The sequence below is a fragment of the Kribbella sp. NPDC043289 genome (assembly GCF_056436705.1).
In genome coordinates this window covers 2382865-2401505 of the sequence record NZ_JBWKCB010000001.1, presented here as the reverse complement: position 1 = coordinate 2401505, position 18641 = coordinate 2382865, and the positions used below count along the sequence as shown (strand labels likewise).

The 18641-nt window shown below is 68.3% G+C and carries 19 protein-coding genes; 11 read left to right on the top strand and 8 right to left on the bottom strand.

All coding sequences use genetic code 11. The features are described 5' to 3' along the window. Window positions 1-3: 3 nt before the first annotated feature. Together AC0662_RS11430 and AC0662_RS11425 are read left to right on the top strand one after the other, a co-directional pair. On the top strand, window positions 4-1194 hold the full coding sequence (locus tag AC0662_RS11430; protein WP_478300082.1) for an LppM family (lipo)protein: 1191 nt from the start codon (window positions 4-6) through the stop codon (window positions 1192-1194). Next, window positions 1191-1385, top strand: coding sequence for a DUF3046 domain-containing protein (locus tag AC0662_RS11425; protein ID WP_387773149.1), 195 nt, complete (start codon window positions 1191-1193; stop codon window positions 1383-1385). Before AC0662_RS11430 ends, AC0662_RS11425 begins: the two co-directional genes overlap by 4 nt. 21 nt (window positions 1386-1406) lie before the next feature. Here the strand turns inward: AC0662_RS11425 and AC0662_RS11420 are convergent, their stop codons facing one another. Then, window positions 1407-1967 carry a GrpB family protein gene (locus AC0662_RS11420; protein ID WP_478300080.1) on the bottom strand — a complete coding sequence of 187 codons (561 nt, stop codon included), beginning with the start codon at window positions 1965-1967 and terminating at the stop codon, window positions 1407-1409. A 28-nt stretch (window positions 1968-1995) separates the two neighbouring features. Further along, window positions 1996-2769, bottom strand: a complete 774-nt coding sequence (locus tag AC0662_RS11415; protein WP_478300078.1) for a hypothetical protein — start codon at window positions 2767-2769, stop codon at window positions 1996-1998. Between the two features lie 269 nt (window positions 2770-3038). On the opposite strand from AC0662_RS11415, the gene recA reads away from it, so the two are divergent. From recA to rny, 6 genes are all read left to right on the top strand, one after another. Next, on the top strand, window positions 3039-4124 hold the full coding sequence (gene recA, locus AC0662_RS11410) for a recombinase RecA (RefSeq protein WP_452194191.1): 1086 nt from the start codon (window positions 3039-3041) through the stop codon (window positions 4122-4124). Window positions 4125-5889: 1765 nt separating this feature from the next. After that, a complete protein-coding gene (locus tag AC0662_RS11405) occupies window positions 5890-6411 on the top strand; it encodes a regulatory protein RecX (protein ID WP_478300076.1) in 522 nt (173 codons plus the stop codon). A 29-nt stretch (window positions 6412-6440) separates the two neighbouring features. Continuing rightward, a complete protein-coding gene (locus AC0662_RS11400; protein WP_478300074.1) occupies window positions 6441-6830 on the top strand; it encodes a GNAT family N-acetyltransferase in 390 nt (129 codons plus the stop codon). Window positions 6831-6918: 88 nt separating this feature from the next. Beyond that, window positions 6919-7323, top strand: a complete 405-nt coding sequence (locus tag AC0662_RS11395) for a hypothetical protein (protein ID WP_478300072.1) — start codon at window positions 6919-6921, stop codon at window positions 7321-7323. A 454-nt stretch (window positions 7324-7777) separates the two neighbouring features. Beyond that, a complete protein-coding gene (locus AC0662_RS11390) occupies window positions 7778-8182 on the top strand; it encodes an antitoxin (protein WP_452194184.1) in 405 nt (134 codons plus the stop codon). A 1083-nt stretch (window positions 8183-9265) separates the two neighbouring features. Continuing rightward, on the top strand, window positions 9266-10918 hold the full coding sequence (gene rny, locus AC0662_RS11385; RefSeq protein WP_478300070.1) for a ribonuclease Y: 1653 nt from the start codon (window positions 9266-9268) through the stop codon (window positions 10916-10918). Here the strand turns inward: rny and AC0662_RS11380 are convergent. The 6 genes from AC0662_RS11380 to AC0662_RS11355 are packed head-to-tail and all read right to left on the bottom strand — an operon-like array spanning window position 10899 to window position 15081. Continuing rightward, window positions 10899-11282: a nuclear transport factor 2 family protein gene (locus AC0662_RS11380; RefSeq protein ID WP_452194181.1), complete on the bottom strand. Its 384-nt coding sequence runs from the start codon at window positions 11280-11282 to the stop codon at window positions 10899-10901. The two genes, rny and AC0662_RS11380, sit on opposite strands and share 20 nt — an antisense overlap. Window positions 11283-11308: 26 nt before the next feature. Further along, window positions 11309-12259, bottom strand: coding sequence for a neutral zinc metallopeptidase (locus tag AC0662_RS11375; protein WP_478300068.1), 951 nt, complete (start codon window positions 12257-12259; stop codon window positions 11309-11311). Between the two features lie 27 nt (window positions 12260-12286). Beyond that, window positions 12287-12586 (bottom strand): DUF6458 family protein, encoded by a 300-nt coding sequence (locus AC0662_RS11370; RefSeq protein WP_452194177.1) that lies wholly within the window; start codon window positions 12584-12586, stop codon window positions 12287-12289. A gap of 58 nt (window positions 12587-12644) precedes the next feature. Then, a complete protein-coding gene (locus AC0662_RS11365) occupies window positions 12645-13808 on the bottom strand; it encodes an acyl-CoA dehydrogenase family protein (RefSeq protein ID WP_478300066.1) in 1164 nt (387 codons plus the stop codon). Window positions 13809-13854: 46 nt separating this feature from the next. Then, window positions 13855-14430 (bottom strand): DUF1707 SHOCT-like domain-containing protein, encoded by a 576-nt coding sequence (locus tag AC0662_RS11360; RefSeq protein ID WP_478300064.1) that lies wholly within the window; start codon window positions 14428-14430, stop codon window positions 13855-13857. Between the two features lie 21 nt (window positions 14431-14451). After that, window positions 14452-15081 carry a type 1 glutamine amidotransferase gene (locus tag AC0662_RS11355; protein ID WP_478300062.1) on the bottom strand — a complete coding sequence of 210 codons (630 nt, stop codon included), beginning with the start codon at window positions 15079-15081 and terminating at the stop codon, window positions 14452-14454. Window positions 15082-15235: 154 nt separating this feature from the next. On the opposite strand from AC0662_RS11355, the gene AC0662_RS11350 reads away from it, so the two are divergent. Genes AC0662_RS11350 through AC0662_RS11340 form a run of 3 tightly spaced genes read left to right on the top strand, consistent with a single transcriptional unit; the run spans window position 15236 to window position 18635 of the window. Next, entirely contained in the window at window positions 15236-16069 is an 834-nt protein-coding gene (locus AC0662_RS11350) for an FHA domain-containing protein (protein WP_478300060.1), read from the top strand. Window positions 16070-16116: 47 nt separating this feature from the next. Beyond that, window positions 16117-17328, top strand: coding sequence for a 1-deoxy-D-xylulose-5-phosphate reductoisomerase (gene dxr / locus AC0662_RS11345; protein WP_478300058.1), 1212 nt, complete (start codon window positions 16117-16119; stop codon window positions 17326-17328). Continuing rightward, window positions 17325-18635, top strand: a complete 1311-nt coding sequence (locus AC0662_RS11340) for a M50 family metallopeptidase (protein WP_452194163.1) — start codon at window positions 17325-17327, stop codon at window positions 18633-18635. Before dxr ends, AC0662_RS11340 begins: the two co-directional genes overlap by 4 nt. Window positions 18636-18641 lie beyond the last annotated feature (6 nt).

The window sequence follows — 18641 nt, the reverse complement described above, 5'->3', positions numbered from 1 at the left end:
CACATGATGAACCGCGTACGTGCAGCCCTCGTCGTCGTGGCCTGCCTCGTCGGGTTGACCGGGTGCGTCAACCTCGACGCCGACCTGAAGGTCGGGTCGAACGAGACGGTCTCCGGGACCATGAAGATCGGGGTCGACAAGCAGCTGCTGCAGTCCAGTGGCCAGTCCCTCGACAAGGTCCGCCAGCAGATCGAGAGCGGCATCAAGGAGACGACCACCGAGGGCGTCACCTGCAAGTCGTACGAGGACGACAAGTACGTCGGGTCCAACTGCACGTTCGAGAGCGTGCCGTTCGACAAGATGGGCAGCTCCAGCGGTGACGGTGTCAGCTTCCGCAAGGACGGCGACAAGGTCACGGTGACGGTCAAGGCTGACAACCTCGGCAATGTCCCGTCCGGCAGCCAGCCGCAGGTGAACTTCAAGATCACCATGCCGGGCAAGATCCTCGAGCACGACGACGGCGCGAAGATCAGTGGCCGGACGGCGACGTACGACAGCCTCGACAAGCTCGGGAAGATCTCGCTGACCTCGCAGGCCGGCGGTGGGTTCCCGACGTGGGCGCTGATCCTGATCATCGTCGTGGTGTTGCTCGCCATCGCCGCGGCGGTGTTCTTCGTGCTGCGCAGTCGGAAGGCGAAGGGGCAGCAGGGCTACGGACAGCAGTTCCCGGGGCAGTACCCAGGGCAGCCGGGGCAGTACGGCGGTCCGGGGCAGTACCAGGGGCAGCAGGGGTACGGGCAGCAGTACGGCCAGCCTGGTCCCGGTGGGCAGTACCCGGGCCAGCCTGGGCAGTACGGCGGTCCGCAGGGCCAGCCTGGTCAGTACGGCGGCCAGCCGGGGCAGTACCCGGGTCAGCCGCAGCAGGGTCAGCCGGGTCAAGGTCAGCCGGGTCAGGGCCAGCCGCCGTACGGTGGTCAGCCTGGGCCGCAAGGACAGCCTGGTCAGCAGCAGTACCCTGGGCAGCCTCAGCAGGGCCAGGGCCAGTGGGGTCCGCAGCAGCAGCCGCCTCGACAGGGGCAGCCGCCGCAGCAGGGTCAGGGCGGCTGGGGACAGCAGCCCGGCCAGGGACAGCAGCCCGGCCAGCAGCCGCCGCAGCAAGGCGGTTGGGGACAGCAGGGTGGTCCGTCAGCGCCTCAGCAGGGGCAGCAGGGCGGTTGGGGGCCGCCGCCGAAGGATGACGACGGGCAGGCATGAGACTGACGGAATTCTGGGCACGGATGGATCACCATCTCGGGCCCGCGTACGCACGGACCTGGGCAGAGACCCAGGTGGTTCAGGAACTCGGCGGCCGCACGGTCGTCGAGGCTCTGGACGACGGTGAGGCTGCGAAGGTGGTGTGGCGTGCCGTCTGGGCGCACCTCAACCTCCCCGCCAGCGAACGCTGATGCCTAAGGCAACAAATCGCTTCAGCCGGTCCAGCCGGTGCGCGCCGCCCATTCCTCGGCCGGCAGGTAGATGAGGTCGCAGACCGGGTCCTTGAGGTCGGAGTAGTCACCGATCTCGAGCCGGAGGGCGGCAGCGTGCTGCTTGAACGCGGCGTACGCACGAGCCGTTTCCGGATGGCTGCGCAGGTAGTCGCGGAAGAGCAGTGCGTACCGCTGGTTGGCCCGGCCTGCCACCCGGATGTGGAGATTGACCCGGCGCCGGTACATCGGCTCGACCAGCATCCGCTTCACCCACTGGGCCTCGTCCGTGGGCAGTCCGGGCACCGGGTGGTCACGACGCGGTGGACGGAGCTCCCAGTCCGCGGCGGCCAGCCGTTCCGCCACGGCGTCCAACTCGGACTCCGTACCCACTGTGACCTGGATGTCGATGATGTCCTTGGCCGGCAGCCCGGGCACCGAGGTGGAACCGATGTGGTCGATCCGCTGGGCGAGCTCGCCCAGCAGTCCGCCGATCGTGTGGGCTGTCTTCTCGTACTGCGCCGGCCAGCTGTCGTCAGGGCGGGCGATGACGATCCCAGTCATGCCGAGATCATCCCAGGAGTCCGTGGGGTCAGACAGGCTTGAGACGGAACGCACCGTTGGTGAGCAGGTCGGCCGCCTCGTACGCCGCCTTTCGGATCGCTTTGCGCTCGTCGAAGTACCCGCCGACCACCCCGACGCCTGGGAGCTTCCCGACGAACCGGGCAGCCAGACCGCCACGCGGACGCTCCTCGAAGATCTCGTTGAGCCCACCGAACAGCTTGCTGATCCGCCAGATCATCCGGACGCCCTGACGCAACCCCTTCTCCTCCGTCTCGTCACCGAGGCCGAGCTGCTTCGCCACGTCCTGCCCGGCGACGGTCGGGTCGTCGTACTTGAGTACTTCGTCCGGCGTGATCGGCCGGTCGGTCAGTACACGAGCGATGATCGCCGTACGGTCGGCGTGCGCCTCCACGCCGTACTCACGGCATACCGCCCCGATCACCATCGCCTGGACCGCCGCACCGAGGGTGTCCCTGATCGGGAGCCTGTCGGCGGCCGCACCGCTGAGCCGGGGGAGTGCCGCGACGACGGCCGCGAACCCACCCAGCCGGGCAACCCACCAGTCGCAGCGCTTGGCGAGCGGCAGCAGCGGCCACTCCGAGTGTCCGGGCACCTTCATCTTCAGCAGCCGGTCGATCGCGAGGATCAGGGCCTTCTCCGCGAGGTTTGGCTTCTCCTGGTCGGAGTACTCCGTCAGGATGCTGCGGACCCCGAACGGGTCCTGGGTGCGGAGTGCGTCGAGTACGGTGTCGATGCCGAACTCGACCCGGCTGAGAGCCAGAATCACGGCTGAATCGGGCACGTCGGGACGGTCTGTCACGCCCGCAAGGGTAGGGAGCGCACGGGTCAGGATGGTTGCCCGGGCAGGGTTCGGCGTGTCAGTTGTGATTCGAACACGTGTTCGGGATACTTTGGTGCTCTGAAGGTGCGTGGACGGGCCGAGTTGTCCACAGATTCGAAGTCGCGACGAAAACTGTCGGTGCGGACGAATACCTTCTCTGGCGACAACGAAGTTCCTTCGGGCGGCCGGCTGGCGGCCCCGGATTATCAGATGGGTCAGGTGGCAGTCACATGGCGGGTGCAGCGAGCGCGGCGGCAAGTGCGGAGCGTGCGGCGGCCGATCGCGAGAAGGCGCTTGCGACCGCGCTGACGCAGATCGAGCGGCAGTGCGGCAAGGGATCGGTGATGCGCCTAGGGGAGCAGAACAAGCCCCCGATCGAGGTCATCCCGACCGGGTCGATCTCGCTCGACATCGCACTCGGGATCGGTGGTCTGCCGCGCGGTCGCGTGGTGGAGATCTACGGCCCGGAATCCTCCGGTAAGACGACCGTCGCCCTGCACGCGGTCGCGAATGCGCAGCGGGCCGGCGGGATCGCGGCGTTCATCGACGCCGAGCACGCCCTCGACCCGGAGTACGCGCGGAAGCTCGGTGTCGACACCGACGCGCTGCTGGTCTCGCAGCCCGACTCCGGTGAGCAGGCCCTGGAGATCGCCGACATGCTGGTCCGCTCCGGCGCGATCGACATCGTCGTGATCGACTCCGTGGCCGCGCTGGTGCCGCGCGCCGAGATCGAGGGCGAGATGGGCGACAGCCACGTCGGTCTGCAGGCCCGGCTGATGAGCCAGGCGCTGCGGAAGATGACCGGCGCGGTCAGCGGGACGAACACGACCGCGATCTTCATCAACCAGCTGCGCGAGAAGATCGGCGTGATGTTCGGCTCCCCGGAGACGACGACCGGTGGTAAGGCGCTGAAGTTCTACGCGTCGGTGCGGCTGGACGTCCGCCGGATCGAGTCGCTGAAGGACGGCACCGACGTGGTCGGTAACCGGACCCGCGTCAAGGTCGTGAAGAACAAGGTGGCCCCGCCGTTCAAGCAGGCCGAGTTCGACATCATCTACGGCCAGGGCATCAGCCGTGAGGGCAGCCTGCTCGACCTCGGCGTGGACCAGGGCTTCGTCCGCAAGGCCGGCGCCTGGTTCACCTACGAGAGCGACCAGCTCGGTCAGGGCCGGGAGAACGCGCGGAACTTCCTGCGTGACAATCCCGATCTGGCCAACGAGCTGGAGAAGAAGATCAAGGAGAAGATGGGCATCGGCCCGACGCTCGACGCCCCGGCCGACGAGGCCGCCAAGGCCGAGGTTGATGTCGACTTCTGATCGACCCACCGCGGGCGGCAGCGTGGGTCGGCAGTCGCCAACTGCCGACGACGCTGCCCCCGCGGCGCTGTCTCTACCCCACGAGGAACGCCTGGCCCTCGCCCGCAAACTCCTGGTCGAGGGCCCACCGTCGTCCGCGTCGAGCTCATCAACGTCGCCATCGGCGTCTTCACCAACGTCATCGTCATCAGCAGCGTCAGTGTCTTCGGCCGCGAATCGGTCTGCAGCCGCGAAACGCGGGGCCGAGGCGTCGACGGGTTCTAGATCTGGCTCGGGCCGACGGAGTCGGCGTACCGGTGGTCGCAGCTCGACCGCAAAGCGGGGAAGTGCCCAGGACGACTCCGACGACTTTCTGTCTGCGGACGACTCGGGTTGGGAAACCTCGCGGCGTCCCGGCTCGATCAGGCGAACTGTCGGAACGGTCGATCCCTGGGACGAGCCCGACACCTCTCGCGACAGCACTCGAGAGTCTGAAGAACAGTCTGCGCCTGGGGCTCGGTCCCGGCGAGCGCGGACCGAACCGTCCGCGTCTGCTTCGACATCGTCCCGGGCGGAGGACGTTCGGGAGGTACCTCGGCGAGATGCCTCGCGCCGTAGCTCCGGTGCGAAGGCGGCCGATCCGTGGGGCGATCAGGACGAGCGCTTGGCTGAGGCATTCGAAGCCCAGGCCGCCGACCGGCAGGCCGAGGCACGCGCCTTCGCCGACGACACCGAAGCCCCTCCCACACCCCGCGCCAACCACGGTCGCTCTACCGACAGCCGGTCCACCCATAGCGAGTCCATCGACCGCCAATCCACCGATCGTCGGTCCATCGGTAGCGGGTCTGCTGACAGCGAGTCCGACGACCGCCAGTCCGACGACCGCCAGTCCGACGACCGCCAGTCCGCCGACGGCGAGTCCATCGATGGCGATTCCGTCGAGCGCCAGTCAGTGCATCCTCGATCCACCGATGGTCGGGTCGATCGCGGCCGGTCGAGCAAGAGTGGCTCAAGTTCGGGTCGCTCTGACCTAGACAGCTCTGGTCGGAGCCGTTCTAGGCGTGGGCGTTCCATGGGCGGCGATCGATCGGCTGACGCACCTGATGCGTCGGCTGACAGGTCGTCGACGACTGCGTTTGAGCGGAACCTTCGTTCGGCTGCTGGCGGACTCGATCCGTGGGGAGATTCGGACGACTCCGCGGCCAGTTCGCGTCGAGTTCAGCCGGCCAAGCCCGATCACACACTCGCCGACGCATCGAGCGGGCAGTCCTTTGCCCGCCACGGCGAGACCGCCGGCGATACGTCCAGCGAGACCTCACCTGAGACATCCACTCCGCCGTTGGGTGAGACATCCACTGACCGAGGCAGGTCTGCTGAACACAGCGGGTCTGCTGAACAGGCCGGGTCCGCTCAGCACGGCGGGTCCGCTGACCGCGGCGGGTCCATCGACCACGACACGGCCACTGAGCACGGCGGGTCCATTGAGCACGGCGCGTCCGCTGAGCACGGCGCGTCCGCTGACCGACGTGGACCCTCTGCGGTTAGCGCGTCTGCCGAGACCGCTCCGCCTGTTCGAAGTGCAGTGTCTGGTTGGGCTGGTGTGTCCGGTGTTGACGCGAGTGGTGAGGTCGCGGCTGAGGGTGGCCGGTCTGGGCGGGGTGCGGGGACCGGCGGGTCCAGTGGTGGAAGTGCGCGTCGGGGGACGGGGCGGCGGCGTGTTGGGGGTGGGTTCGGGCGGCGTGGGAGGCCGCGGTCCGCGGAGGGAGCCGAGCCTCGGGATTCTGCGTTGGACGGTGATTCGGATCCGTACGCGGTGGCCCGGACGATCTTGCTGGACAAGCTGACCGGCCAGCCGCGGACGCGGGCTGAGTTGGCCGATGTGTTGGCTGATCGGGAGATTCCGGACGAGGTCGCTGATCAGGTGCTGGATCGGTTCACTGACGTCGGGTTGATCGATGATGCGGCGTTCGCGAAGGCGTGGGTGGAGTCGCGGCATCGAGGGCGCGGGCTGGGCAAGCGATCGCTCGCGCAGGAGCTTCGGCGGCGTGGCGTCGACGATGAGTTGACGCGGGATGCGCTCGAGGAGCTGGCTCCGGAGCAGGAAGAGGAGACGGCCCGCGAGCTGGTACGGCGGAAGTTGCGGTCGATGCGTTCGCTGGAGCGACAGGTGGCGATGCGCCGGTTGCTCGGAATGCTTGCTCGCAAAGGCTATCCGGGTGGTCTTGCCATGAGCATCGTCAAGCAGGAACTCGATGCGAGCCACGAGGAGTTCCCGATGTTGGATTCATCCGGGTTGGAGCCTGAATGAATCACGCTGAGTCTCGCGAGAGTTTGGTCGTGCGCGAGGCTGGGGCGGTTGATGCCGGGGCGATTCGGGTGTTGCTGCGGGAGTTGCATGGGGACGCGGCCGAGGCTGCCACGCTGCCGGTGGTGCGGCAGGAGGCCCGGACGTTTGTCGCGGCTGATGGTGATGACGTCGTCGGGGTGGTTGTCGCGACGTTTGTCGACTACGGGCACGAGCCGTACGGGATGGTGGAAGAGCTGGTGGTGGCTCCGAGTCGGCGTGCTGCCGGAACGGGTGCGGCGTTGCTGGGGCAGTGCCGTCGGTGGTTGGCGGGGCTGGGGGCCGAGGTTGTGTTCGTGTCGGCGGTCAGTGATGAGGTGGCCGAGTTCTACCTGGCCGCTGGGTTCCAACGCTGCGTCGGCCCGTGGTTGTGGGCTGGTTAGCCGGTAGCCAGGTTCCAGCGCTGCTGGACCGTGGGATGTCGGTTGTGGATTCACGAGGGTTGGGTGGGGGCGGGGGTAGCGTCGGGGGATGGTGAGTTTTGGGGATGTGGAGCGGTTGGTGGGGGAGTTGTCGGGGACCGAGGAGACGGCTCGGTATGGGCAGCGGACTTGGGCGGTTGGGGGTAAGGGGTATGCGTGGGAGCGGCCGTTCAGCAAGGCTGACCTGAAGCGGTACGGCGACGAGACGCCGCCGGCTGGGCCGATTCTGGCGATCGTGGTGGAGGACCTCGCCGAGAAGGAAGCGGTGCTTGCAGCGCGGGCTGGGGACGGGTTTTTCACGATTCCACATTTCAACGGGTACGCCGCGGTGCTTGTCGAACTGGAGAAAGTGTCCGAGCCGGTGTTGCGGGAGGCGCTGCTCGACGGGTGGTTGGTGCGTGCTCCGGCGGACATCGCGAAGGCCCACCTGGACGGGCAAGCGACCGAACGCTGACCCGCGGGATCGACGGAGCTTTGATAGGCGGGCCGGCCGGGCGCTGCCCCGCGGGAAAGTACTGGGTGGGTGATCGTCGAGCGTCGACCAGGTGATCCGGGGGCGTCGACGGGGTATCGGCGGGGCGCCGACCTGGCGATCCGGGGCACGTCGACCGGGTGATCGGCGTCGCGCTGGCTGGGTGATTCGTGGCGCGTAGACCGGGGATCGGTGGCGGGCTGACCGGGTGATTGGAGCGGGGTGGGTCTGGGGCGGGCGTGTTGGGGTGGGCGGGATCTGGTCGGTTGGGGGCGGCGTTGTTACGTTGCGTGAGGTGGGTTCGGGGTCGGGCTCGCGGCGAGGGGCGTTGACGGGTGCGGGATGACGGTGTGTTATCCGAAGTAGGACTGGTATTTGGGCCGGTCCGTAGGCTGGGATTTTCCGTCGATCCGCCCCAGACACCGCGGAGGGTGCAATGAACGATTTTCAGGAACAGGCGAAGAACTGGCTCCGGAATGTCGTCAAGCAGAACCCGGACAAGATCAAAGCCGGCGTCGAGAAAGCCGGCGATCTGATCGACAAGCAGACCGGCGGGAAGTACGCGGAGAAGGTCGACGCTGTCCAGCAGAAGGTCGGCGGCTTCGTCGACAAGCAGAACACCGACGAGAGCCCGAGCGACGCAACAACCGAGGCGCCATCCGACTCAGCAACCGGCTCGGCATCTGACGCAGGATCCGGCTCCGCGAGCGCGGAAACAGCCGAGAACGCGGCGACCAGCCAAACGCCGAGTTCCGATGAGGCGACCGGGAACTCCGCGACCTCGGCCGGCACCGCTAGTTCCGACCGCCCGACGCCCGGACCAGGCCCGGCCGCCGGCTAGCGCCCGCCGCCCGACGCACCTCGCGAGCGGTGCTGTCACGCCGCCGCACCTTGGCAGTTGCTGACACGCTCCCCGCGCACCCCGGCTAGCAGGTCCTGGTCTTTCGACCAGCCGACCTGTCAGTGCCGGGGCGCGGTGGATGCGTTGCTCGGCGCCTGAGCGCATGGCGCCCGACGCACCTTGGCGAGCGAGGCTGTCAAGCCGTCGCACTTTGGTGAAAGTTGTGTGTCATGCTCCCCGCCCACCCGGCGAAGCGAGTCCTGGTCGTTCGACTAGCCGAGCTGGCGGTGCTGGGTCGCGGTGGATGTGTTGCTCGGCGCGTGAGCGCCCGCCGCTCGGCGCACCTCGGCGAGCGTGCCTGTCGGGCCGCTGTGCGTCGGCGAGCCACGATGGTGACGTCGGCGCACTTTGGTGAGGGTTGGTGTTGCTCGTGCGGTCGCGTGTCGGTGCGGGGTGTTGTGGAGGGGACCATTGGGTGGGGTGGTCTGGTTTGGTGGGGTGGGGTGGGGGATCGGTGGGGGCGTGCGTGAGTGTCCGCTTGACCGGGTGGTGGGGCGCGCTTAGCCTCAGGACCAAGAAGGGACGAACCCACCGCATCGGTGGCGGATATAAGGATCGGTGGGCCGGTGAAACGGCCGGCCGGAAAAGACGCAACCACGCTCGACCGAGCTGAAGGAAGGACGACGGCGCCCGAAAGCGCCGTCGGATAGGCGGCACCGCACGCACATCCCGGACGGCAGCGCGAGCGAGCCGAACCGGGCGCGAGGCGGGCCCATCGTGGTCTCCGGTTGTCAGCGGTGACTCACGGTGAGCAAGCGAGGCAAACAACGCTGGCCAGCCGCGTACGCGGCCGCCAGGCAATCCGCGGACGGGGGTTCGCGGACCGCGACCAGCGAGTGAGCAGCGACGCCGTCGTCACGGCATCGCAGGAAACGGCAACGCATCGGGTACCGCCTCACCGAGGTGGCACCCGTCCAGCCGTACCCCGGCGGCGCCGTACCGTCTCCTCGACCGTATGAGTGGTAGTCCCTTCGACCGACGGCCACAGTCCCGCGTGGGACTCGAAGGAGAGGGGAGACGCCGATGACCGCGATGTCCGTTGGCCTGGCCCTGATCGGATTGCTGATCGCCGGACTGCTGGCGTGGATCGGCTTGACCCTCTCCCGCCGAAAGGCCGTCGACAACTCGACCGCCCGAGTCGAGGTGGAGCAGGCGGCCAAGTCCGCCGCTGACCAGGTACGTCGGCAGGCCGAGGAGGACGCCGCCGTACTGCGGACCCGCGCGGAGGCGGCCGAGCAGCGGGGCGAGGAGATTCGCCGTGCCGCCGAGGACCGGGCCTCCGAGGTGCGACGGGACGCCGAGCAGCGAGCGTCCGACGTACGGCGGGAAGCTGAGGCTGAGGCGCAGGCGATCCGGGATGATCTGCGTGAGCAGCGCCTGGAGATGGAGCGTCGCGACCACCGGCTGACCGAACGTGAGGAGCGGCTCGACGAGCAGCGCCGCGCGGTCGAGGAACGCCACACCGAGGTCACCGCGCAGCTGGCCGAGCTGGACCAGCGCAAGCAGGAGATCAAGGACCTGGACGACGAGCGCCGCCGGATCCTCGAAGGTGTCGCGAACCTGACCGCCGAGCAGGCGAAGACCGAGCTCGTGTCCGCGATCGAGGACGAGGCCAAGCGGCACGCGCACACGATCGTTCGCGACATCGAGCGGCAGGCACTGGACGAGGGCGAGACGAAGGCCCGCAAGATCATCACCGGCGCGGTGCAGCGGCTCGCGTCCGAGCAGACCAGCGAGTCCGTGGTGTCGGTCGTCCATCTGCCGAGCGACGACATGAAGGGCCGGATCATCGGCCGCGAGGGCCGCAACATCCGGTCGTTCGAGCAGACCACCGGCGTGAACCTGATCATCGACGACACCCCCGAGGCAGTGCTGCTGTCCTGCTTCGATCCGGTACGCCGGGAGACCGCGCGCCTGACCCTCGACTCGCTGGTGCTCGACGGCCGGATTCACCCGTCCCGGATCGAGGAGATCTACGAGCGCAGCAAGGGCGAGGTCGCCGAGCTGTGCGAGCGGGCCGCCGAGGACGCGATGGCGGAGGTCGGGATCACCGACCTGCACCCGGAGCTCGCCCGGACGATGGGCCTGCTGCGGTACCGGACGTCGTACGGGCAGAACGTGTTGAAGCATCTGGTCGAGTCGGCGCACATCGCGGGGATGATGGCGGCCGAGCTCGGGTTGGATCCGAAGCTGTGCAAGCGTGGCGCGTTCCTGCACGACATCGGCAAGGCGCTCACGCACGAGTCCGAGGGCAGTCACGCGATCGTCGGCGCGGAGCTGGCCCGCAAGTACGGCGAGAGCGACGACGTCGTGCACTGCATCGAGGCGCACCACAACGAGGTCGAAGTACGGACGGTCGAGGCCGTGCTCACCCAGGCCGCGGACGCGGTGAGTGGTGGACGGCCGGGCGCGCGGCGGGAGTCGCTGGAGGCGTACGTGCAGCGACTCGAGCGGCTCGAGGAGATCGCGATGCATCACGACGGCGTCGAGAAGGTGTTCGCGATGCAGGCCGGGCGCGAGATCCGCGTGATGGTGCTGCCGGACGCGGTCGACGACATCGCGGCGCAGGTGATGGCGCGCGACATCGCGAAGCAGGTCGAGGAGGAGTTGACGTACCCCGGTCAGATCCGCGTGACCGTCGTACGGGAGTCTCGCGCTACCGAGGTGGCGAAGTAGCGTACTTCGCGCGCCACTGCGGCGCCTCGAACGGGGCGCCGTAGATGCGCGTCTCGCGGGCGATCCGGCCGTCGCGGAACTCGACGACGTTCGCGACGTAGTAGATGTCGCCGCCGTAGTCCGAGCGGCCGAGGACGACGAAGTGGTCGCCGGCGCCGGCGATGCGCAGGATCTGGATCGACGGCGGGTTCGGGTACTCCTGCTGCATCTCGCGCATCAGGTCTCGGCCGACGATGCGTTCACCGGACTGCGGCATGTCCAGCACGTAGTCGTCCGTGCGTAGCTCGTGCTCGGCCTCGGCCGAGAGCGCGAGCCGGCCGTCGGTCGGCCACAATCGCTCGAGCACTTCCCGGTTCCTGTCCATGATTCACAGTGCCATGGACTGCTGGTTCAGGCCACGCTGGCGGCCGACGCGGTGTAGGTGTTGCAGGCCGACGGTGCCCCCGCGTCGAAGCCGCGACGGGTCCACTTGCTGTGGCTGGAGCTGTCGCCGTGGTCGCGGACCGTGCCCCATTCGTCGCCGCGGTGGCGGATGGTCCAGACCCACTTCTCTTTCCAGCTGCCTGAGACGGGGAAGTACCGTCGATCGGCGCCGAGGTAGACGCCACTCAGGCAGGACGCCTGCAGCTCGAGGCGACGCCTGTCCTGCAGGTTCGCCTCGACGCCGTTCAGGTACGTCGCGCGCTCGGCTGCGGCTGCCGAGATTCCGGTGAGTGCCTGGATGTGATGGGCGTACTCGTGGGCGACGAGGTGGGCCATGGTCGTCCGTGTCCAGAGCTTGTCGTACTGGCGGTAGTTCTTGAGGTCGAAGTCGGCGCTCATCGAGATCACGCCCCCGCAGTACGCGGCCGAGTCGGTGACGGAGCACAGGGTCCGTGAGGGGCCGGTGAAGACCTCGACACGCGGTGACCGGAACGTGAAGCCGGCCTTCCGGACCACCGGCGCCCACGCCTTGTCGAGGCAGCGGACGAACTCGGCGTAGTACTTGCGCACGTTCGCGACCGAGGTCGGCCGGACGGTGGGCTCCTTGCAGTGCGAGGCCGGGAGGCGCCCGACGCCGTACAGCGGGTTCCGCAGGAGGATGCGGTTCTGCGCCGCGAGCGCCGCCGTGGTCGCGTTGACGGTCGGGGTGCTCGCGGTCGGGGTGCTGACAGGCGGCGTACTGACTGTCGGCGTACTGCTGGGCGTCGACGGCTGCGCGGTCGGAGTAGGCGAGGCGGTCCCCGGCGTCGTCTGGGCGACAGGTCGATCCGAACCGGAACCAACCGCGCGTACGACGACAACTCCGGCCGCTGCGAGGACAATGACCAGCGCACCGACCACCCCAACCCGCCTGATCACGGACCGGATGCTAGCCGGTGGCCGAGGTCAGCGGCGGCGGTGGTCCGGTTGCTCGCGAAGATGGGTCGGCGTGACGTCGATCGGCTCCTCGCCGACCTGGCGCAGAGGAGCGGTGCGGTACTGCTTCTCGACGTCGGGGTCGATCACGGGCCGCGCGCCTCGCCGGCGTTGGTTGGCGAGGCGGTAGGACAGCCAGATGCCGGCCGCGCCGCCGAGCATGATGATGATTCCGAGCGCCCGCAGGTTGAACACGTCCGAGTGGATCCGGACGGCGAAGGCGATGACGGCGCCGACCACGACGAGTGCGATCCCGGCCCCGATCCGCATAGATGCTCCTTCCTGAGCAGTTTGCAATCCGGTGCCCAGGAGTCGCGGAGCGTATTCGTCAGCGGAAGGCGGACTGCCCGGTCAGCGCTTGGCCGATCACCAGTTGGTGTACCTCGGACGTGCCCTCGTAGGTGAGGACCGACTCGAGGTTGTTGGCGTGCCGCATGATCGGGTACTCGCCGCTGATCCCGTTCGCCGCCAGGATCGTGCGGCACTCACGGGCGATCGCGATCGCCTCACGGACGTTGTTGAGCTTGCCGACCGAGACCTGCTCCGGGCGGAGCGTGCCCTTCTCCTTCAGCCGGCCGAGGTGGACGGCGAGCAGGATGCCCTTGTTCAGCTCGACCGCCATGTCGGCCAGCTTCGCCTGGGTCAGCTGGTACGCCGTCAGTGGCTTGTCGAACACGATCCGCTCACCGGCGTAGGCGACCGCGGTCTCCAGACAGTCCCGGGCCGCGCCCATCGCGCCGAAGATGATCCCGAACCGGGCCTCGTTCAGGCAGCCGAGCGGACTGGACAAACCACGGGCCTCGGGCAACATCGCGCTCTCCGGAAGCCGCACGTCCTCGAGCACCAGCTCCGACGTCACGGACGCCCGCAACGACATCTTCTGCTTGATCTCCGGTGCCGAGAAACCGGGCGTCGACGTCGGTACGACGAAGCCGCGGACACCGTCGTCGGTCCGCGCCCAGACCACCGCGACGTCGGCGACCGAACCGTTGGTGATCCACATCTTCGAGCCGTTCAGCACCCAGTCGGCGCCGTCGCGGCGGGCGTTCGTGCGCATGCCGGCCGGGTTCGATCCGAAGTCGGGCTCGGTCAGGCCGAAGCAGCCGATCGCCTCGCCGGCGGACATTCGGGGCAGCCACTCGTTCTTCTGTTCCTCGCTGCCGTACTTCCAGATCGCGTACATCGCCAGCGATCCCTGCACCGACACCAGCGACCGCATCCCCGAGTCGGCCGCCTCGATCTCCAGACACGCCAGCCCGTACGCGACCGGCCCGACGCCGGCGCACCCGTACCCCGTCAGATGCATCCCGAGAAACCCGAGCGCACCCAGCTCCTTCGCCAGCTCCCGCGCCGGGATCGACCCCGTCTCGAACCACTCCGGCAACGAAGGCCGCAACCGCTCGTCCGCGAACCGCCGCGCAGCCGCCCGAACGTCGACCTCCTCCTCGGTAAGCAAGGAATCAACATCAACGAGATCCAGCGAAGCAGTCATAACTGAACGCTAACGGCAATCCGGCCGGGGAGAGAGGAGGTGTGGATCACTTCCGGTACCAGGGCCACCACCAGTGCCTTTTGCGGGCGTGGCGGACGATGATGTTGGAGTGCCGGGCTTTGCCGGTGACGACCAGGCGGACGCCGCCGGGCCGCGGCGGGCCGGCCTTGTTCTTCGCGCTGCTGTGTACCGCCTCGACCTGGTCGACGTCGACGCTCCAGCCCTCGGGGATCACCATGATCACGGGGCTGTGTTTGGTGTGCGCGTCGACGTGGACAACGCCCCAGTGCACGATCGCGTCGGTGAAGTCGAGCTTGACCGGTGAGTGCTCCGCGATCGCGGTCACCCGCTCGGGCACGACCCACTTGCCTTCGCGCTTCTGGGCGCTGTGGCGGGCGCGCAGCGTCAGTTCCTGCGTGCTGCCGTGCGCGACCGGGATCAGGTCGGCGGTCGCGTTGCGCAGCTCGAGCTGGGTCTTGGCCGAGTAGACCTGGGTCAGCCGCTCGTCGAGCTCCTGGATGTCCAGCCGCCCGTCGGTGTGTGCTTCCTGGACCACGGCGGCGGCACGCTCACGGTCGTTGTCGGATGCCCGGTGGCCGGGCGGCGGCTGCTCCAGACTCATGCCCCCAAAGGTAGCGCTGAGTCAGGCCGTGAGATCGAGAAATCTCCCGACGACCGTGGACCAGGTTTTGTCGAGTTCCACGGCGTACTGCTCGGCGTCGGCGACGACCGTCTCGGGGTCGAATCCGAGCGACCGCAGTCGCTCCGGGTTCCAGCGCCGTACCCGGTCCGCTGTGACCTCCGGGTGGAACTGCACGCCCCAGCTCCGGCCGATCCGCAGCATCTGGTTCGGGCAGCGTTCGCTGGACATCAGCAGCACGGCATCCGCCGGCAGCCGGGTGATCTGGTCCTGATGACTCTCCACCGCCCGCACCGTTGACGGCAGCCCCGCCAGCAGTAGGTCGTCCGCCGCGGCAGGCAGCACCGTCAGCGGCGTCACACCCTTCTCGGGCAGTCCGTACTTCCCCTGCACCTCACCGCCGAAGGTGTGCGCCAGCAACTGTCCACCGAGGCAGATGCCGAGCACCGGCACCTTGCCGTGCGCGTCGCGCAGCAACGCCCGCTCGTCCGCCAGCCAGGGCGACCGCTCGTCCTCGTCCGGCAGCATCCCGCCGCCGAGCATGATCAGCGCCGCATGGCCGTCGACGCTCCGGGGCACAGGTTCACCGTCCCAGGCCCGGACGACGACCGGCGAGATCTCACGATCGTCCATCCAATCGAGGATTTTGCCTGGACCGCTGTCGCGGTCGTTCTCGATGATGAGTACGGAAGCCGGAACTGGGGTCACCGGGCAACGGTACGGCGGCACACCGAGCACCGCCGTACCGGAGTGGCGATTCCTGGATACTGATGCACTGGGGGTGCCGATGGAACCTGTCAGTGGATTCGTGCGAGCCGTGGTGGGCGACGTCGCCTTCATCTTCGGCAAGGGCATGGTCAGCGCGTACCTGCTCGCCCGGCGCAACGGGTGGACGCGGCCGCAGCTGGACGTCCTGGTGCGGTCGCACGGTCAGTACGTGCCGCTGGACATCCCCACCGGTGCGGTGCCTGTGGTCGGGCGGCTGGTCGGCCTGGACGAGATCGGTCCGGCGCCGATGGTGACCGTCGAGTTCACCCCGGGCGACACCGGCGCCGAGGCGCACCTCACCGCGAACAACCCGGTCCTGATCACCATCACCGACGTGAGTCACCGCGAGTACGACGCTGTGGTTCTCACCACGTCGCTCGGCGCCGCGGCGTACGCGCAACTGCCTCCTGGGTACTACCACGTCTCCGCGGTCGTCATCGACGAGCACGGCGACCTCCTGCAGGGGTACGGCGCTCAGCACAACCTGCACGTGGACAAGGGCGACGACCTGATCGTGTCGCTGTCGATCCGGACGGCCGGTGTGGGTGGGATCGCAGCGGCGCTGGAGACCGGACCGCAGCCCGTGCTCGTCGGGGAGGCCGGTGACGTCGTACCGCTGCTCGACCTGGTCCGGATCGGGCGGGCTCCGGACTGCGATCTGATCCTGGACCGCCCGGAGGTGAGCCGGCACCACGCGGAACTCCTGCGGATCGACGCGACCACCTATGAGTTGCGGAACCTGGCGGCGACCAACGGGACGTTCGTGAACGGTGAGCGGATCGACACCGCAGCGGTCGGCCACGGTGACGAGATCGGCCTCGGAGCCTTCCCGTTCCGCCTGTACATCAGCTGAACGAGGCCTGGTCGTCACGATGGGTGCGCACCTGGAACAATGGCGCCGTGAACCCGCGCAGCGTCGTCATCCTCGGCTCCACCGGCTCGATCGGTACCACGGCGCTCGAGCTGATCGGGCGTAACCGGGACCGCTTCCACGTGCTCGCGCTGTCCGGCGGCGGCGGCAACGTCGCGCTGCTGGCCGAGCAGGCGCTCGAGTTCGGCGTCGAGGTCGTCGCGGTGGCGAAGGCCACGGTCGCGCAGGACCTGCAGCTCGCCTTCTACGCCGAGGCGCAGCGCAAGGGATACGCGCAGGGCGAGTTCCGGATCCCGAAGATCGTCACCGGGCCGGACGCTTCCAGCGAGCTCGCGGCGATGCCGTGTGACGTGGTTCTCAACGGCATCAACGGCTCGGTCGGGCTGCACGCGACCCTGGCCGCCCTGGACGCCGGGAACACGCTCGCGCTGGCCAACAAGGAGTCGCTGGTGATCGGCGGCCCGATCGTCACGCGGCGGGCCGAGCCGGGGCAGATCGTCGCGGTCGACTCCGAGCACAGCGCGATCGCCCAGTGCCTGCGCGGCGGCGGGCCGGACGAGGTCCGCAGACTGCTGCTGACCGCGAGCGGCGGCCCGTTCCTCGGCAAGCCGCGCAGTGAGATGGAGACCGTCACGGTCGAGCAGGCCCTGGAGCACCCGAACTTCGCGATGGGCCCGGTCGTCACGATCAACTCGGCGACGCTGGTCAACAAGGGCCTCGAGCTGATCGAGGCGCACCTGCTCTTCGGGATCCCGATGGACCGGATCGACGTCGTGATCCACCGGCAGCAGGCCATCCACTCGATGGTCGAGTTCTTCGACGGCTCCACGATGGCGCAGGTCGGCGTACCGACGATGACGGTGCCGATCGCGCTGGCGCTCGGCTGGCCCGACCGGATAGCGGACGCGTCGCCGCCGTGGGACTTCACCCAGGCGAGCACCTGGACGTTCCAGCCGGTCGACGACGCCGAGTTCCCGTCGGTCCAGCTGGCCCGCGAGGCAGGTACCCGCGGCGGGACGGCCCCGGCGGTCTTCAACGCCGCCAACGAGGTCTGTGTCCAGGCGTTCCGGGACGGCCGGTTACCGTTCGTGAGAATCGTCGACACGGTGGCCCGGGTGGTGACCGACCACGACGTACCCTCATATGAGGAACTGTCCGTCGACGACGTGCTCGCCGCGGACGCGTGGGCCCGAACCCGGGCTCGTGAGATCACCGGCGTACGGGAGAACCAAGAGGCATGAGCGTGCTCCTCACCATCCTCGGCATCGTGCTGTTCGTCGCCGGGGTCCTGATCTCGGTAGCACTGCACGAGATGGGTCACATGCTCCCGGCCAAGGCGTTCGGGATGAAGGTCACGCAGTTCTTCGTCGGCTTCGGGCGCACCGTGTGGTCCACGAAGCGCGGCGAGACGGAGTACGGCATCAAGGCGATCCCGGCCGGTGGTTTCGTCCGGATCATCGGGATGATGCCGCCCGCGAAGGGCGAGGACCCGACCCGGATCCGCAAGGCCAACACCGGCCCGATCCAGTCGATGGTCGAGAACGCGCGCACCGCGGAGTACGAGACGATCGCGCCCGAGGACGACGGCCGGCTGTTCTACCAGAAGGTGTGGTGGAAGAAGCTGATCGTGATGGCGTCCGGGCCGCTGGTCAACGTGCTGATCGCGGCGGTGCTGTTCACCGGCCTCTTCACGCTGTACGGCGCGCACGTTCCGCAGACCACGATCTCCACCGTCACGGACTGCGTGATCCCCGCCGACCAGGCGTCGGCGAACCGCAAGTGCCAGGACGGCGACAAGCTCTCGCCCGCCAAGCAGGCCGGGTTCCAGGTCGGCGACCGGATCGTGTCGTTCAACGGCACCACGATCGACAGCTGGGACCAGCTGACGCCGCTGATCCGGGCGAACACCGACAAGGCCGCCACGATCGTTGTCGAGCGCAACGGTCAGCAGCTGACCCTGCACACCAGCACGATCGTCAACCAGGTGCTGGACAAGCCGGGCTCGGACAAGTACGTCTCGGTCGGGTTCCTCGGTGTCTCGCCGGAGGACAAGCTCGAGCGGCAGAGCGTCGGCTACGCGTTCGACCAGATGGGCACCTACACGGTCGCCACGGTGAAGGCGCTCGGCCAGTTCCCGGAGAAGCTGGTCGGCGTCGCGAAGTCGATCACCGGCGGCCAGCGCGACCAGGACAGCCCGATGAGCGTCGTCGGCGCCAGCCGGGTCGCCGGCGAGATCGCCTCCTCCAACGCCCTCGACGTCGGCGCGAAGTTCGCGAGCTTGATCATGCTGCTCGCGTCGCTGAACCTGTTCCTCGCGCTGTTCAACTTCATCCCGCTGCTGCCGCTGGACGGCGGGCACATGATCGGCGCGATCTGGGAAGGCATCCGGCGCGGCTTCGCGAAGCTGTTCGGCCGGCCCGACCCCGGGTACGTCGACGTGGCCAAGCTGCTCCCGATCGCGTACGTCGCGGCGAGTGTGATCGTGGTGATGGGCGTCCTGCTCGTCATCGCCGACATCGTGAACCCCATCAAGTTGTTCAACGGATAAGGACAC